The 17,265-nt window shown below is 63.0% G+C and carries 12 protein-coding genes; 10 read left to right on the forward strand and 2 right to left on the reverse strand.

Annotated features, from left to right (window positions below):
* Window positions 1-182 precede the first annotated feature (182 nt).
* From Q7F16_RS21285 to Q7F16_RS21320, 8 genes are all read left to right on the forward strand, one after another.
* A complete protein-coding gene (locus Q7F16_RS21285) occupies window positions 183-2,051 on the forward strand; it encodes an extracellular solute-binding protein (RefSeq protein WP_409556819.1) in 1,869 nt (622 codons plus the stop codon).
* Window positions 2,051-3,109, forward strand: coding sequence for a microcin C ABC transporter permease YejB (locus Q7F16_RS21290; protein WP_014338699.1), 1,059 nt, complete (start codon window positions 2,051-2,053; stop codon window positions 3,107-3,109). Before Q7F16_RS21285 ends, Q7F16_RS21290 begins: the two co-directional genes overlap by 1 nt.
* The gene (locus tag Q7F16_RS21295; RefSeq protein WP_409556818.1) at window positions 3,109-4,131 is read left to right on the forward strand and encodes an ABC transporter permease; all 1,023 of its coding nucleotides are present in this window, start codon (window positions 3,109-3,111) and stop codon (window positions 4,129-4,131) included. The genes Q7F16_RS21290 and Q7F16_RS21295 overlap by 1 nt, the downstream gene beginning before the upstream one ends.
* A 25-nt stretch (window positions 4,132-4,156) precedes the next feature.
* The gene (locus Q7F16_RS21300; RefSeq protein ID WP_046062135.1) at window positions 4,157-5,737 is read left to right on the forward strand and encodes an ABC transporter ATP-binding protein; all 1,581 of its coding nucleotides are present in this window, start codon (window positions 4,157-4,159) and stop codon (window positions 5,735-5,737) included.
* A 144-nt stretch (window positions 5,738-5,881) separates the two neighbouring features.
* Window positions 5,882-7,297 carry a sigma-54 interaction domain-containing protein gene (locus Q7F16_RS21305; protein WP_046062039.1) on the forward strand — a complete coding sequence of 472 codons (1,416 nt, stop codon included), beginning with the start codon at window positions 5,882-5,884 and terminating at the stop codon, window positions 7,295-7,297.
* 302 nt (window positions 7,298-7,599) lie between these two features.
* On the forward strand, window positions 7,600-8,991 hold the full coding sequence (locus Q7F16_RS21310) for a GntP family permease (protein WP_014338695.1): 1,392 nt from the start codon (window positions 7,600-7,602) through the stop codon (window positions 8,989-8,991).
* A 7-nt stretch (window positions 8,992-8,998) separates the two neighbouring features.
* Window positions 8,999-9,775: a 3-hydroxybutyrate dehydrogenase gene (locus Q7F16_RS21315; RefSeq protein WP_046062040.1), complete on the forward strand. Its 777-nt coding sequence runs from the start codon at window positions 8,999-9,001 to the stop codon at window positions 9,773-9,775.
* Between the two features lie 227 nt (window positions 9,776-10,002).
* Window positions 10,003-11,958 carry an acetoacetate--CoA ligase gene (locus Q7F16_RS21320; protein WP_409556817.1) on the forward strand — a complete coding sequence of 652 codons (1,956 nt, stop codon included), beginning with the start codon at window positions 10,003-10,005 and terminating at the stop codon, window positions 11,956-11,958.
* 117 nt (window positions 11,959-12,075) lie between these two features.
* On the opposite strand, the gene Q7F16_RS21325 is transcribed toward Q7F16_RS21320, so the two are convergent.
* Complete coding sequence (locus Q7F16_RS21325) at window positions 12,076-13,194, reverse strand: PilT/PilU family type 4a pilus ATPase (protein ID WP_095963109.1); 1,119 nt, start codon at window positions 13,192-13,194, stop codon at window positions 12,076-12,078.
* 132 nt (window positions 13,195-13,326) lie between these two features.
* Here Q7F16_RS21325 and Q7F16_RS21330 point away from each other — a divergent pair, with 132 nt between their 5' ends.
* Entirely contained in the window at window positions 13,327-15,864 is a 2,538-nt protein-coding gene (locus tag Q7F16_RS21330) for a PAS domain-containing protein (RefSeq protein ID WP_409556816.1), read from the forward strand.
* A gap of 48 nt (window positions 15,865-15,912) precedes the next feature.
* On the forward strand, window positions 15,913-16,188 hold the full coding sequence (locus tag Q7F16_RS21335) for a peptidylprolyl isomerase (RefSeq protein WP_003182808.1): 276 nt from the start codon (window positions 15,913-15,915) through the stop codon (window positions 16,186-16,188).
* Window positions 16,189-16,334: 146 nt separating this feature from the next.
* On the opposite strand, the gene Q7F16_RS21340 is transcribed toward Q7F16_RS21335, so the two are convergent.
* Window positions 16,335-17,252, reverse strand: a complete 918-nt coding sequence (locus Q7F16_RS21340) for a sugar kinase (RefSeq protein ID WP_409556815.1) — start codon at window positions 17,250-17,252, stop codon at window positions 16,335-16,337.
* Window positions 17,253-17,265 lie beyond the last annotated feature (13 nt).

Raw genomic sequence — 17,265 nt, forward strand, 5'->3', positions numbered from 1 at the left:
AGGCTTGCCCGCGATGAACGATAACGCGGCTTAGCTGTTGGACCGTGGCGCGGCCATCGCGGGCAAGCCTTGCTCCCACAGGTCTTGCTCCCACAGATAAATCCCTTCTCCACAAGGACTGGCGATCCAGGCGCCGCTCGCGTACAAATCGTGTCATCGATCACCCGGCTTTAAGGCTGACAATGCGACTGGCGTTCCCTTCCCTGCTATTGACTGCCGCGGTCCTGCTGACAGGCGCCGTCGGCGTCGATGCAGCACCGCAACATGCCCTGACTGTCTACGGCGAACCGGCCAAATACGCCGAAGGCTTCGGCCACTTCACCTACACCAATCCACAGGCCCCCAAAGGCGGGACCATGCGCCGCTCGGCCATCGAGATCGGCCACTTCGACCATGTGCTGCCGTATATCGACAAAGGCATCGGCGTCAGCCAGATCGATGGCCTGCTGTATTCGCCACTGGCCCAGCGCTCGCTGGATGAGCCCTATACCGTCTACGGCCTGGTGGCGCAGAAGATGGAGCGCGCCGACGATGGCCTGTCCCTGCGTTTCTACCTGAACCCCAAGGCGCGCTTCGCCGATGGCAAGCCCATTACCGCCCAGGATGTGCGCTACAGTTTCGAGCTGTTGATGACCCAGGGCAGCCTGCGTTATCGCACCCAGTTCGCGGCGGTCAAGGACGTCGTGGTCGAGGACGAGCGCACCGTGCGCTTCAATTTCAAGAACAACGAAAGCCGCACCCTGCCCCTGGACATCGCCACCTTGCCGGTCTTTCCCGAACATTGGTGGAAGACCCGCGACTTCGCCAACGGCGGCGGCTACGAAGCGCCACTGGGCAGTGGCCCCTACCGGGTGAGCAAGGTCGATTCCGGGCGCAGCATTACCTTCAAGCGCAATGCCGATTGGTGGGGCAAGGACTTGCCGGTCAGTCGTGGGCTCTACAATTTCGATCATTTCAGCATCGAGTATTTTGGCGACACTGACGTCGCCCGCCAGGTGCTGCGCGGCGGCGCCTATGACTACAACCGCGAATTCTCCGCCACCGGCTATTCCATCGGCTATGACGGCCCGGCCCTGCAGGATGGTCGCCTGCAAAAGGCCCACCTGGCCACCCAAGCCCCCCAGAGCGCCCAGGGTTTCGTCTTCAACCTGCAAAAACCGCAGTTCCAGGACCGGCGGGTGCGCCAGGCCCTAGCCATGCTCTGGGACTTCGAATGGAGCAACCGCCAGATGATGCGCAACGTCTATGTGCGTCAGCAGAGTTACTTTTCCAACACTGACCTTGCCGCCCGGCAACTGCCCGACACTGGCGAACTGGCGATTCTCGAGCCCTTGCGCGGGCAGATTCCCGACGAAGTCTTCACCCAAGTCTTCCAGGCTCCGAAAACCGACGGCAGCGGCGTGATCCGCGACAAGCAACTGCAAGCCCTGGCGCTGCTGGAACAGGCCGGCTGGAAACCCGACGGCGACCGCTTGGTGAATGCCGAGGGCGAGCCGCTGAGCTTCACGTTCCTGAACAGCCAGAACGGTATCGACCGCCTGCTGCTGCCCTATAAACGAACCTTGGCGCAAATCGGCATCGACATGAGCATCCGCCGCATCGACGCGTCCCAGTACGTCAATCGCCTGATGAGCCGCGACTACGACATGATCATCACCGGCTACCCCGTCAGCACATCACCGGGCATGGAACTCTACAATTACTTTGGCTCGGCGGCCGCCAACGATCCGGGGGCCAACAACTACATGGCCTTGAAGAACCCGGCGGTGGACACGCTGATCGACGGGCTGGTCAAGGCCACCACCCAAGCCGACATGCTGCGCCATGCCCACGCCCTGGACCGGGTGCTGCAATGGAATTACTACTGGATCCCCAACTATTACCCGCCAGGCAGCTCGACCGTGTGGTGGAACCGCTTCGGCATCCCGAAAGTACAGGCCAGTAATGACGAAGCCATCGAAAGCTGGTGGGAAGTGAGCACCACTCCGTTGACCAACGAGCAGATGCGCGCCGAACTCATCAGGCGTGGCACACCCGGAGGGCGGCATTGATGTGGGCTTATATCGCACGGCGCCTGCTGCTGATCATTCCGACCCTGGTGATTATTCTGTTGGTGAACTTCGTCATCGTGCAGGCCGCGCCCGGCGGGCCGGTGGAACAGGCCATCGCCCACCTGCAAGGCATCGGCGGCACCAGTGTCGGCGGTTCGGGCAATGCCATGACCGGCACCTCCCGCGCCAGTCGCGGCCTGGATCCGCAACTGATCAAGGACATCGAGAAACAATACGGCTTCGATAAACCGGCCCACGAACGCCTGTGGCTGATGCTCAGCAGTTACGCCCGTCTCGACTTCGGCAAGAGTTTCTTCCGCGGCGCGACGGTCACTGATCTGATCCTGGAAAAGATGCCGGTGACCATTTCCCTCGGGCTCTGGGCGACGCTGATCACGTACCTGGTGTCGATCCCCCTGGGCATCCGCAAGGCGGTGCGTCACGGCTCGGCATTTGATGTGTGGAGCAGCACGGCGATCATCATTGGTTATGCGATGCCGGCGTTCCTCTTCGCGATGTTCCTGATCGTGGTGTTCGCCGGCGGCACCTCGCTGAACTGGTTTCCGGTGCGCGGGCTGGTATCGGATAACTTCGAGTCACTGTCGACGCTGGGCAAGATCGCCGACTACTTCTGGCACCTGGTGCTGCCGGTCACGTCGCTGGTGATCGGCGGCTTCGCAACCCTGACGATCCTGACCAAGAACTCGTTTCTCAATGAGATCACCCGCCAGTACGTGGTCACCGCGCGGGCCAAGGGCATGAGCGAACGCCGGGTGCTGTACGGCCACGTGTTCCGCAACGCGATGCTGCTGGTGGTATCGGGTATTCCCCAGGCGTTCATCAGCGTGTTCTTCGCCGGCTCCTTGCTGATCGAGGTGATCTTTTCCCTCGACGGCCTCGGACGCATGAGCTACGAGGCCGCGGTGTCCCGGGATTATCCGGTGGTGTTCGGCTCGTTGTTCATCTTTACGCTGTTCGGCCTGCTGATCAAACTCGTCGGCGACCTCTGCTACACCCTGGTGGACCCGCGCATCGACTTCGCCGCGAGGAACGCCTGATGTTCAAGTTTTCCCCCTTGGGCCGCCGGCGCTTCGAACGTTTCAGGAAAAACCGTCGGGGCTGGTGGTCGCTGTGGCTGTTCATCGGCCTGTTCATCCTGAGCCTGGGCGGCGAGCTGATCGCCAATGACAAGCCGCTGGTGGTCAGCTACCAGGGTTCGCTGTATTTCCCGGTGTTCAAGCGCCATACCGAACAGGAATTTGGTGGGCAACTGCCGTTCCAGGCCGACTACCGCAGCAGCTACGTGCAGAACCTGATCCACAAGAACGGCGGCTGGCTGTGGTTTCCACCGATCCCGTTCAGCGACGACACACCCAATTACGACCTCAACCAGCCGGCCCCGAGCCCACCCTCGACAGTGAACTGGCTGGGCACCGATGACCAGTCCCGGGACGTGCTGGCCCGGGTGATCTTCGGCGCGCGGGTGTCGATCCTGTTCGCCCTGGCCCTGACCGCCATCAGCGCGCTGATCGGCATCGCCGCCGGGGCATTGCAGGGGTACTACGGTGGCTGGGTGGATTTGCTCGGGCAACGCTTGCTGGAAGTCTGGTCCGGGCTGCCGGTGCTCTACTTGCTGATCATCCTGTCCGGCTTCGTGGAGCCGAACTTCTGGTGGCTGCTGGGGATCATGGCGCTGTTTTCCTGGCTGGCCCTGGTGGACGTGGTTCGCGCCGAGTTCCTGCGCGGACGCAACCTGGAATACGTGAAAGCCGCCCGGGCCCTGGGCTTGTCGGACCGCAAGGTGATCGTGCGGCATATCCTGCCCAACGCGATGAACGCCACACTGAGCTACCTGCCCTTCATCCTCACCGGGGCGATCTCCACCCTCACAGCCCTGGACTTCCTCGGTTTCGGCATGCCGGCCGGCAGTGCATCGCTGGGCGAATTGATCGCCCAGGGCAAGCAGAACCTGCAAGCGCCGTGGCTGGGATTGACGGCGTTTTTCACCCTGGCGCTGATTCTTTCTCTACTGGTGTTTATCGGCGAGGCGTTGCGAGACGCGTTCGACCCACGATCATGAAACGGCCATGAAGCAGAACCTTGAGATGAGCGACAACCTGATCGAAATCCGCGACCTGAGCGTGGCCTTCAACGACCAGACGGTGGTGCGCAACCTGTGCCTGGACATCCGCCCCGGCGAATGCCTGGCCCTGGTGGGCGAGTCCGGCTCCGGCAAGTCGGTGACGGCCCACTCGATCCTGCAATTGCTGCCCGAGACCGAAGCCCGCACCACCGGCAGCATTCGCTACCGCGGCCAGGAACTGCTGGGTGCCGATCCCACGGCCCTGCGGGAGTTGCGCGGTAACCGGATCGCGATGATCTTCCAGGAGCCGATGACCTCGCTGAACCCGCTGCACAGCGTCGAGAAGCAGATTGGTGAAACCCTGATGCTGCACCGGGGCCTGGGCGGCAAAGCCGCGCGCCAGCGCATCCTGGAACTGCTGGCCCTGGTGGGCATCCAGAAACCTGCCGAACGCCTCAAGGCCTATCCCCATCAACTGTCCGGCGGCCAGCGCCAACGGGTGATGATCGCCATGGCCCTGGCCTGTGAGCCGGAGCTGTTGATTGCCGACGAACCGACCACCGCGCTGGACGTGACCGTGCAGCGCAAGATCCTGCTGCTGCTCAAGTCCTTGCAGCAACGGCTCGGCATGTCCTTGCTGCTGATCAGCCACGACCTCAACCTGGTGCGCAGCATCGCCCAACGGGTGTGCGTGATGAAGGCGGGGGAAATCGTCGAACAGGCACCTTGCGAAACCCTGTTCAGCGCACCGAAACATCCCTACAGCTGCGAGCTGCTGCACGCCGAACCGGAAGGCGAAGCCCTGGCCCGGGACGAGCGCGAAAATGTGTTGCAAGTGCAGGACCTGCGCGTGAGTTTTCCCTTGGGCGGCGGGCTGTTCCGGCGCAAGGAATACTTGCGCGCCGTGGACGGCATCAGCCTGAGCATCCAGCGCGGCAAGACCCTGGGCATCGTCGGCGAATCCGGTTCCGGCAAGTCCACGCTCGGCCAGGCGATCCTGCGCCTGATCGACTCCGAAGGCAGCATCCGCTTCCAGGGCCAGGCCCTCGATCAGCTGTCGCACAAGGCACTGCGGCCATGGCGCAAGCAGATGCAGGTGGTGTTCCAGGACCCGTTCGGCAGCCTCAGCCCGCGCATGTCGGTACAGCAGATCATCAGCGAAGGTCTCGAGGTCCACCAGCCTTCCAGCGCCGAACAATGTGAAGCCCGGGTGATCCAGGCCCTCAAGGAGGTCGGCCTCGACCCTTCGACCCGTCATCGCTACCCCCACGAATTCTCCGGCGGCCAGCGCCAGCGCATCGCCATCGCCCGGGCCTTGGTGCTCAAGCCAGCGTTGATTTTGCTGGACGAACCCACCTCGGCACTGGATCGCACCGTACAGAAACAAGTCGTCGCCCTGCTCCGCCAGCTCCAGGAGAAGTACGACTTGACCTACCTGTTCATCAGCCACGACCTGGCGGTGGTCCGTGCCTTGGCCCACGACATGATCGTGATCAAGGACGGCAAAGTGGTCGAGCAAGGCGCCAGCCATGACGTGTTCGACTCGCCCCAGCATCCCTATACCAAGGAGTTGTTGGCGGCAGCGCATCCGGGGTGGGCATAATGCGGCGCATGACGTAGCTTCGTGTCGCCCTCATCGCGAGCAAGCTCGCTCCCACAGTGGTCTGCGTCGCACTGAAGATCAACTGTGGGAGCGAGCTTGCTCGCGATGAGGACCTGACAGGCAACACACAATCCGGACCCGACCATGAACCCCACCGAAAGCCTCAAGGATTACAAGCGCGTCCGCACGCTGGCGATCCGTTCGTTGTTCGAGATCATCGAGCAGTCCAGCGAAGGCACGGTGATTGTCGACCGTGATGCGAATATCGTCTGGATGAACGAACGCTACGCCCGCCGCTTCGGCCTGAACTCGGCGCAGGAGGCGATTGGCCGGGCGTGCGAAAGCGTGATTCCCGGCAGCCTGTTGCGTGAAGTGGTGCGCACCGGGCGCCCGATTCTGCTGGACATGCAGGACACGCCCAAGGAGCCCCTGGTGGTGATGCGCCTGCCGATCCACGACAGCGCAGGTGCGGTAATCGGTGCCATCGGCTTTGCCTTGTTCGATGAATTGCGCAGCCTGTCCCCGATGCTCAAGCGCTACCTGAGCATGCAGGAAGAACTGGCCTCCACCCGCTCGCTGCTGCGGGCGCGCCAGACCAAGTACAACTTTGCCCATTTCATTGGCACCAGCAACGCCGGCCTTGAGGTCAAGCGCCGTGCCCGGCGCAGCGCCAGCGCCGATTCGCCGGTGCTGCTGCTCGGCGAAACCGGCACCGGCAAGGAACTGCTGGCCCAGGCCATCCACAGTGCTTCGCCGCGGGCGCACAAGGCGTTCGTCAGCATCAACAGCGCGGCAATTCCCGAGTCGCTGCTGGAAGCCGAATTCTTCGGCACCGCCCCCGGGGCGTTTACCGGGGCCGACCGCAAGGGCCGCGCCGGCAAACTGCAGATTGCCCAGGGCGGCACGCTGTTCCTCGACGAGATTGGCGACATGCCGCTGCCGCTGCAAAGCAAACTGCTGCGCGTGCTCCAGGAAAAGGAATACGAACCGGTGGGCTCCAATGAGGTGCTGCAAAGCGACGTGCGAATAATCGCCGCCACCTCCATGGATCTGGAAGCAGCGATCAAGCGCGGAGAGTTCCGCGCCGACCTGTATTACCGCCTCAACGTGCTGCCGATCCAGGTCCCGCCGTTGCGCGAACGCCTGGATGATTTGCCGGCCCTGAGTGAAGCGATCCTTGAAGAACTGCGCAGCCAGCACGAACTGAACCACGCCGCCCTCGACCTGCTGCGGCAACACGCCTGGCCGGGCAACATCCGCGAACTGCGCAATGTGCTGGAACGGGCCGCGCTGCTCAGTGATGACCTGGTGCTCACAGCGGCGGACATCCGCGCCGCCATCGGCACGTTCATACCGGTAACCCACACGGCAAGCCCGAGCCTGGAACCGCTGCCGCAAGAAACTTTCAGCGAAGCCCGGGCACGCTTCGACCGGCAGTTGATCGAAACCACCCTCGTGCAATGCGGGGGCAAAGTGGTTGAAGCGGCCGAGCGGTTGGGGTTGGGACGGTCGACGCTGTACAAGAAAATGGTGGCGTTGGGGATTGCCGAGTCTCAATAGAGAGACTTTATTCTCAAAATATAGACTTTCACTTCTGGAGCGCTTTGCGCTCATCGCGAGCAAGCTCGCTCCCACAGGGGAGTGGGGTTCCTCTGAAGTACGCGGTCAACTGTGGGAGCGAGCTTGCTCGCGATGAGGCCTGCACACCCCACACAAATCTCAAAACAGAGACAAACCTCTCATCCCCGCCCTACAACCCCAAACAATTTCCTTATATTTCAACCAGTTACACACATGGCACAAAACTCGCTAAAGCCCTCCCCACAGCTTTACCACAACAATAACAATCCAGGAGACACACCATGAGTGTGATCATTGCCTTGGCAGCCCTCACGCTGCTGATGGTCGCCGCCTACCGTGGCTACAGCGTTATCCTCTTTGCCCCCATCGCCGCCCTCGGCGCCGTCCTGCTCACCGACCCGTCCGCCGTCGCCCCTGCCTTTACCGGGGTGTTCATGGAAAAAATGGTCGGCTTCATCAAACTGTATTTCCCGGTGTTCCTGCTCGGCGCGGTGTTCGGCAAGCTGATCGAGCTGTCGGGGTTCTCCCGCTCCATCGTCGCCGCGGCGATTCGCTTGCTGGGGACGCGCCAGGCCATGCTGGTGATCGTGCTGGTCTGTGCCTTGCTGACCTATGGCGGTGTGTCGCTGTTCGTCGTGGTGTTCGCGGTGTACCCGTTCGCCGCCGAGATGTTCCGCCAGAGCAATATCCCCAAGCGCCTGATTCCGGCCACCATCGCCCTCGGCGCGTTCTCGTTCACCATGGACGCCCTGCCCGGCACGCCGCAGATCCAGAACATCATCCCCAGCACGTTCTTCAACACCACCGCCTGGGCCGCACCGTGGCTGGGCGTGATCGGTACGATCTTCGTGTTCAGCCTCGGCATGCTGTTCCTGCAACGCCAGCGCAACAAGGCCCAGCGCGTGGGCGAAGGCTACGGCACCGAGTTGCGCAACGAGCCGGAAACCGCCGAAGACATCAAGCTGCCAAACCCCTGGATCGCCGTTTCGCCGCTGCTGGCGGTTGGGCTCATGAACCTGTTGTTCACCCAGTGGATTCCCCAGTGGTATGGCAAGACCCACAGCCTGGCGCTACCGGGCATGGCCACACCAGTGACCAGCGACATCGCCAAGCTCACCGCGATCTGGGCGGTGCAGGCGGCATTGCTGGTGGGCATCATCATGGTCCTGATATTCGGTTTCCGGGCCATTCGCAGCAAACTGGCCGAAGGCAGCAAGAGCGCCGTGGGCGGTGCGTTGCTGGCGGCAATGAACACTGCGTCGGAATACGGTTTCGGCGCGGTCATCGCATCCTTGCCGGGCTTCCTGGTACTGGCCGATTGGCTCAAGAGCATTCCCAACCCACTGGTCAACGAAGCCGTGACCGTCACGCTGCTGGCGGGCATCACCGGTTCCGCCTCGGGTGGCATGAGCATCGCCCTGGCGGCGATGTCGGAAACCTTTATCAGCGCCGCCCACGCTGCCAACATTCCTCTGGAGGTGTTGCACCGGGTGGCCGCCATGGCCAGCGGCGGCATGGACACCCTGCCCCACAACGGCGCGGTGATTACCCTGCTGGCGGTGACCGGGCTGACCCACCGCGAAGCCTACAAAGACATTTTCTGCATTACGCTGATCAAGACCCTCGCGGTGTTCTTCGTGATCGGTGTGTTCTACGCCACTGGCATTGTGTGAGGTTCCCATGACAACCCCTCTTTCGGGCAAGACCGCCCTGGTCACCGGTTCTACCAGCGGCATCGGCCTGGGCATTGCCCTGAGCCTGGCCAAGGCCGGGGCCAACCTGATCCTCAACGGCTTTGGCGATGCCTCGGCGGTGATCGCCGAGGTGAAACAGTTTGGCGGCAAGGTCGGTCATCATCCAGCCGATGTCAGCGACCCAGCGCAGATCGCCGACATGCTCGCCTACGCCGAGCGCGAATTCGGCGGCGTGGACATCCTGGTGAACAACGCCGGAATCCAGCACGTGGCCGCCGTGGAGGATTTCCCGGTGGAGCGCTGGGACTCGATCATTGCCATCAACCTGTCCTCGGTGTTCCACGCCACCCGCCTGAGCCTGCCGGGTATGCGTGCCAAGGGCTGGGGGCGGATTATCAACGTCGCCTCGGTGCACGGCCAGGTCGGCTCGGTGGGCAAGGCGGCGTATGTCGCGGCCAAGCATGGGGTGATCGGTCTGACCAAGGTGGTCGGCCTGGAAACCGCCACCAGCAACGTGACCTGCAACGCCATCTGCCCGGGCTGGGTGCTGACGCCGCTGGTGCAAAAACAGATCGATGATCGCATTGCCACCGGCGTCGATCCGCAACAGGCACAGCACGATCTGTTGGCCGAGAAACAGCCGTCCCTGGAATTCGTCACCCCGCCGCAACTGGGGGAACTGGTGCTGTTCCTGTGCAGCGAAGCCGGCAGCCAGGTGCGCGGCGCGGCGTGGAATATCGATGGTGGGTGGTTGGCTCAGTAAATTCGCAACCTTGTGTGGTGAAAGCGCTCTTTGTGGCGAGGGAGCTTGCTCCCGCTCGGCTGCGTAGCGGCCGCCTATTGGGTCTGCTTCGCAGTCCAGCGGGAGCAAGCTCCCTCGCCACAGAAGCGAGCTGGCTACAGGAAGCACCGTTTCACCGCTTGCTCCCTCGCCACAAAGTGCGCCTTGTGCTGCAATGTTTATAAGCCCGAAAAAACAAGAGGCACCCCATGTCCGACATCCTCTGGCAACCCAGCCCCGAACGCATCGCCCAGTCGCGCATGAACGCCTTTCGCCAGTTCGTCAACGCGCGACATCACCTGCAACTGCACGACTACCCGGCCCTGCACGCCTGGAGCATCGACCAGCGCGAAGCCTTCTGGCAGGCCATAGTCGATTTCTTCGAGATTCGCTTTCACCAAGCCCCCCACGCGGTATTGGTGGAAGGTTCGCAAATGCCCAGCGCCCAGTGGTTCCCTGGCGCCACACTGAACTTCGCCGAGCACCTGCTGCGCCGCCGCGATGACGCCGTCGCGGTGGTGGCGCTCGACGAAAACGGCGGCCAGGAACAACTGACCTGGGCCGAACTCGCCGCCCATGTCGCTGGCCTGCAAACAAGCCTGAAAGCCGCTGGCGTCACCCAGGGCGATCGAGTCGCCGCTTGCCTGCCCAATACCTGGCAGACCCTGGTCGGCATGCTCGCCACCACCAGCCTGGGCGCTATCTGGTCGTGCTCGTCACCGGACTTCGGCACCCAAGGTGTCATCGACCGGTTCGGCCAGATCGAACCCAAGGTGCTGATCACCTGCGCCGGTTATCGCTACGCTGGCAAGGTCATCGACCAGCAGGCCAAGGTCAATGAAATCCTCGAACGGCTACCGTCGCTGCAGCAACTGATCGTGCTGCCTTATGCGCAGCCTGACGCCCGCGTCGAGGACTTCAAGACCTCGGCCGCTGTCGCGCTGTGGAACGACTTTTATCAAAGCGGTGGCGAACCGGCGTTCGTCAGCGTGCCCTTCGACCACCCGCTGTACATCCTGTATTCCAGTGGCACGACCGGGGTGCCGAAGTGCATCGTCCATGGCACCGGTGGCGTGCTGCTGCAACACGTCAAGGAACATGGCCTGCACGTCGACCTCGGGCCCGAGGATCGGCTGTTCTACTACACGACCTGCGGTTGGATGATGTGGAACTGGCTGGTGTCGGCCCTCGCTGTGGGCAGCACGGTGGTGCTCTACGATGGTTCGCCGTTCCACCCCGGCCCCGAGCGCTTGCTGGACCTGATCGATCAGCAGCGCATCAGCGTCTTCGGCACCAGCCCCAAGTTCCTCGCCGCCCTGGAAAGCGAGGGCCTCAAGCCCCGCCAGACGCACCGTTTGGACAGCCTGAAAACCCTGCTCTCCACCGGTTCGGCACTGGCGCCCCATAGCTACGATTACGTGTACCGCGACATCAAGGCCGATGTCTGCCTGGCCTCGATGTCCGGCGGCACCGACATTGTGTCCTGCTTCGTCAACGGCAACCCGCTGTCACCGGTGCGCCGGGGCGAGATGCAGGGCAAGAGCCTGGGCATGGCCGTGCAGGTCTGGAACGAGGCCGGCAATCCGGTCATTGGTGAAAAAGGTGAGTTGGTGTGCACCCGGCATTTCCCGGTAATGCCCATTGGTTTGTGGAACGACCCTCGGCAGGAAAAACTCCGCGCCTCCTACTTCGCCCAGTTTCCCGGCGTGTGGGCCCAAGGCGACTACGCCGAAGAGCTGCCCCACGGCGGTTTCCTGATCCACGGACGCTCCGACGCCGTGCTCAACCCCGGCGGCGTGCGCATCGGCACGGCGGAAATCTATCGGCAGGTGGAAAAAGTCGAGCAGGTGCTGGACAGCGTCGCCATCGGCCAGCAATGGCAGGGCGATGTCCGGGTGGTGCTGTTCGTGCGCCTGCGCGATGGCGTGACGCTGGATGAAGCCCTGGAGCAAAGGATCCGCCAGGTCATCCGGGCCAACACCACACCGCGTCATGTGCCGGCGAAGATCCTCGCGGTCAATGATATTCCGCGAACCATCAGCGGCAAGGTGGTGGAGCTGGCGGTGCGCAATGTGGTGCATGGCGAGACGGTGAAGAACACCGATGCCCTGGCCAACCCTGGGGCTTTGGAGCAGTTTCGGGATCGGCCGGAGCTTGCGAGCTGACCGTCAGGGCCTCATCGCGAGCAAGCTCGCTCCCACAGGGTCTGCCAATCACCGCAGATCCACTGTGGGAGCGAGCTTGCTCGCGATGAACGATAACGCGGTTTCCCTATAAACCAATCAATCCATAAGCCCCCACTCACCCGCCGCCGGATCGGCCGGTGGCGCCGCCGCCCCCGACTCGCTATGCAACTTCAAACGCAACCGCAGGTTGTTCGCCGAGTCGGCATTTTTCAGCGCTTCTTCCTCATCGATGGCGCCCTCGACCACCAGGTTGAACAGCGCGTGATCAAAGGTTTGCATCCCCGACTCCTCTGACTTCTCCATGATGCCCTTGAGCTCGCCGAGCTCGTTGCGCCGGATCAGGTCCGCCACCGTCGGCGAGCCCAGCATGACCTCCACCGCTGCTCGCCGCTGGCCGGTGCGGGTACGCACCAGGCGCTGGGAGACGAACGCCTTGAGGTTGTTGCCCAGGTCATTGAGCAACTGCGGCCGACGCTCCTCCGGAAAGAAATTGATCACCCGGTCCAGGGCCTGGTTGGCGTTGTGGGCATGCAAGGTGGAAATCACCAAGTGCCCAGTGTCGGCAAACGCCAAGGCATGCTCCATGGTTTCCCGGTCGCGGATTTCGCCGATCAGCACCACGTCCGGCGCCTGGCGCAGGGTGTTTTTCAGCGCCGCATGAAAACTGCGGGTGTCGACACCGACTTCCCGTTGATTGATGATGGATTTCTTGTGCCGATGGATATACTCCACCGGGTCTTCGATGGTGATGATGTGGCCGCTGCTGTTGCGATTGCGGTAATCGATCAGCGCCGCCAAGGAGGTCGACTTGCCCGAGCCGGTGGCACCGACGAACAGCATCAACCCCTGTTTCTGCATGATGGTGTCCAACAGCACCCGAGGCAGTTTCAGGTCTTCGAAGCGCGGGATGTCCAGCTTGACGTTGCGTATCACCATGGACACGTCATTGCGCTGCTTGAAGATATTGACCCGGAACCGCCCGACGCCGGCCAGGGAGATCGCCAGGTTCATTTCCAACTCCCGATCGAACTCAAGGCGCTGTTCGGCGTCCATCAGAGACTCGGCGAGCCGGGCAATGTCACCGACCTTGAACGCCTCGTTTCCCAAGGGCTTGATCACGCCTTCGAAACGCGCGCACGGTGGCGCCCCCGTGGACATGTAAAGGTCGGAACCATTCTGGCTCGCCAGGATTCGCAACAACGGATCGATTTCCATGGACTGAAACTTCCGCGAGACATCAATGAAACAAGCTGAGCCGAACATGAAACCCTTCAGACCCACCCGCATGTACCCTCTTCTGAGGATAGTCGACGCCGTGGCACAGACACGACAGCCAGGGATCCCGTGATGAACGCGACACCCACCGGCAGCGATACGCAACGCCTGATCAGCCAGGTGGACTGGGCCCAGACCCCGCTGGGTGCTGCCCAAAACTGGCCCCAGAGCCTGCGCACCGCCGTGGACATCATGCTCCATTCGCCCATGGCGATGGCCTTGCTGTGGGGACCGCAACTGTCCCATCTCTACAACGATGCCTTCGGCCGACTGGCCGGTGACAAGCACCCCCGGGCGTTCGGCCGACCGACCCACACAGCATGGCCTGAACTCAAGAGTGCGACCGAGGGGTTTTATCACCGCGTGTTGCAAGGCCAGACGCACACCTGCCGCGACCAGCAATGGCGCGTGCCCTTCGCCGGCCGTCTCTGCGATGTCTGGCTGGACCTGACCTACAGCCCGGTGCGTGACGAAAGCGGCGACGTCGCCGGCATGCTGGTCACCGCCATCGAAACCAGCGAACGACGCCGCCTGGCCATGGAGTTCGAACGCCGCTCCGAGGCCAGCCTCAAGGCCCAGCACGAAAGCGAGGAGCGCTTGCAACTGGCCCTGGCCGCCGCCGATGGGCTGGGCACCTGGGACTGGGACATCAGCGAAGACCGCTTTATTGCCGACGCCCATTTCGCCCTCTTGCATGGCGTCGATCCCAGCCTGTCGCGCCAGTTGCCCATCAGCGCCTATCTCGAAGGCGTGCACCCCGAGGACCGGGCGATGGTTGCCCGCAGCATCAAGCACTGCATCACCCATGGCACCGAATACGCCGAGGAATACCGGCTGTTGCAGCCCGACGATGAGTTGCGCTGGGTGTACGTGCGCGGCCGTTGCTACAAGGATCGCCACGGCCGACCCAAGCGCTTTCTCGGCGCGGCCCTGGACCTGACCGAACGCAAGCGCACCGAGCAAGCCCTGCGCCAGAGCCAGACCGAGCTGCAGCTGATCATCAACGCCATGCCGATCCTCATCAGCTACGTGGACCGCGAAGAGCGTTTCCGGCTGAACAACAGCGCCTACCTGGACTGGTACGGCCTGACCCCGCAGGAGCTCTACGGCAAGACCATCCGCGAAGTGCTCGGCGAAGAGGCCTATGCCGCCCGCGCCCAACAGATCGCCGACGCCCTGGCCGGCAAGCCGTGCAGCTTCACCGTGCAGATGGACCATCGCGACGGGCGCCCGCGCCATTCGCTGATCAACTACCTGCCTCGCCATGGGGCGGACGGTGCGGTGAACGGTTTCTACATCTTCGTGATCGACGAAACCGAAAGCCGGAAAACCGAGGAAGCCCTGCGCAACCTCAACGAAACACTGGAAGAACGGGTCATTGCCCGCACCCAGCAACTGGCCGAAGCCAATCACCGGCTGCAAAGCGAGATGTTCGAACGCGAGCGCGCCGAAGAAGCCCTGCGTCATGCGCAGAAAATGGAAGCCGTGGGCCAGCTCACCGGCGGCATTGCCCATGACTTCAACAACATGCTCACCGGCATCCTCGGCAGCCTCGACCTGATGCAACGCTACATTGCCGCTGGTCGCACGGAAGAGATCGGGCGCTTCACCGAAGCGGCGGTGTCCTCGGCCAACCGCGCCGCGGCCCTGACCCATCGGCTGCTGGCTTTTTCCCGACGCCAGTCCCTGGACCGCAAACCGCTGGACGCCAATGACCTGGTGCACTCGCTTGAAGACCTGCTGAGCCGCACCACCGGCGATCACATCGGACTGCGGCTGCAACTGGCCAGCGAACTGTGGCCCGTCAACACCGACGCCAGCCAGTTGGAAAACGCCCTGCTCAACCTGGTGATCAACGCCCGCGATGCCATGCCCGAGGGCGGCGAACTGATCGTCGAAACCGCCAATGTCTATCTCGACGGTACGGACATCAACAGCCTGGAGCCGGTCAAGGCCGGGGACTACGTGATGATCGCCGTCAGCGACAACGGCAGCGGCATGACCCCCGCCGTACTGGCCAAGGCCTTCGATCCGTTCTTCACCACCAAGCCCATCGGCCAGGGCACCGGCCTGGGTTTGTCGATGATCTACGGTTTTGCCCAGCAGTCGGGTGGGCACCTCAACCTCGACAGTGTGCCGGGCCAAGGCACGCGGGTGCAGTTGTACCTGCCGCGCTTGCACGTTTCGTCGGCCCAACCACCCGAGACGCCCGAGACGGTCGACGTACCGCCGGCCATCGCCGGGGAAACCGTGTTGCTGGTGGAGGATGAACCCGCCGTGCGTATGCTGGTGCTCGACCTGTTGCAGGCCCTGGGCTACACCGCCCTGGAAGCCCGGGACGCCGTGACCGCGCTTCCCGTGCTGGAATCGGACCAGCGCATTGACCTGCTGGTGACCGATGTCGGACTGCCGGGCATGAATGGCCGGCAACTGGCGGAAATCGCCCGCCAGCACCGGCCGGGGTTGAAAGTGCTGTTCATGACCGGTTACGCGCAGAAAGCCGCCGAACGCCAGGGGTTCCTCGACCAGGGCATGGACATGGTCGCCAAGCCCTTCTCCCTCGATCTGCTGGCCAACAAGATTCGGACGATGATCAACCATGGCAGCTGACTTGAGGCATAATCGCCGCCCCGTCGCACCGTTCAGGTCACCGCAACAATGAAAGCCCAAGCCCGCCATATCCTGGTGAAAACCGCCGAAGAAGCCGAACAGCTCAAGCAACGCATCGCCAAGGGCGAAGCTTTCGACGTGCTGGCCAAGAAATACTCCACCTGCCCTTCGGGCAAACGCGGCGGCGATTTGGGTGAAGTAAGGCCGGGGCAGATGGTCGGGGTGATTGATGCGGTGATATTCAAGAAGCCGCTGCGGGTGGTGCATGGGCCGATCAAGAGCAAGTTCGGCTATCACCTGGTGCAGGTGTTCTACCGGGATTGAAGTGATTCAGGGCTGCGAGCCGGCCTTTGTGGCGAGGGAGCTTGCTCCCGCTGGCCTGCGCAGCAGGCCCGTTTTTGCGACTGCTGCGCAGCCGAGCGGGAGCAAGCTCCCTCGCCACAAAGGCATAACCTGATTCCAAGGAGATGTCAGTCCTTGGGCATCAACGCCCCCGGCACCTGGATCACCCGGCTCGCCAACCGGTGCCCTGCCTCGGCCGCTTCCACCGGGCTGCCGCCCAGCAAACGACTCGCCAGGTACGCGGCGCTGAAGGAATCCCCCGCCGCCGTGGTGTCCACGACGCGCTCGACCCGCAGGGCCGGCACCTCATAGGACTGGCCATCGCAACGAATCAGGCAGGCCTCGGCACCGCGCTTGAGCACCACCTCGGGCGTGCCGAGCTGCGCATAGGCGGCGAACACCGCTTCGCTGTCGGCATGACCGAACAATGCCTGCTCATCCTCTACGGTCAGCAGCGCCAGCTCAACATAGGGCAAGACGCTGCGATACGCCGCCCGCGCCGCTCCGATCGAGGCCCAGAGCCTGGACCGGAAGTTATTGTCGAACACCACCAGCGCCCCGCGTCGACGGGCTTCGACCAGGGTTTCGATGAGTTTTCCACGCCCCTGCTCGCCGAGCACCGCCAGGGTCACGCCGCTGAAATACAGCACATCGTAATCCAGCAACGCGGCCAGGATCGGCCCGGCGGCCGGGGTGGTAAAACAATCGCGCACCGCCGCCTCGTTGCGCCAGTAGAGGAAGCGCCGCTCACCCGCCGCATCGGTCTGGATGCAATACAAGCCCGGCAAACGTCCAGGCAAGCGCTGGACCCGTTGCAGCCCGATATTCTCCGCGGCCCAGCTTGCGCACATGGCATCACTGAAGCTGTCGTCGCCCAGGGCGGTGACGTAATCCACCGCGCCCCTGTCGCCCAAGGCGCGGGCCAGGTACACCGCCGTGTTCAGGGTGTCGCCGCCGAAGCTTTGCAGGAGGCTGCCGTCGGCGCGTTGTTGCAGTTCGATCATGCATTCGCCGATCAGGGCGATGCGGGGTTTGGGGTTGCTCATGGATGATCCTGAT

Origin of the sequence: Pseudomonas sp. Lb2C2, assembly GCF_052112205.1 — a bacterium.
GTDB lineage: Bacteria > Pseudomonadota > Gammaproteobacteria > Pseudomonadales > Pseudomonadaceae > Aquipseudomonas > Aquipseudomonas kilonensis.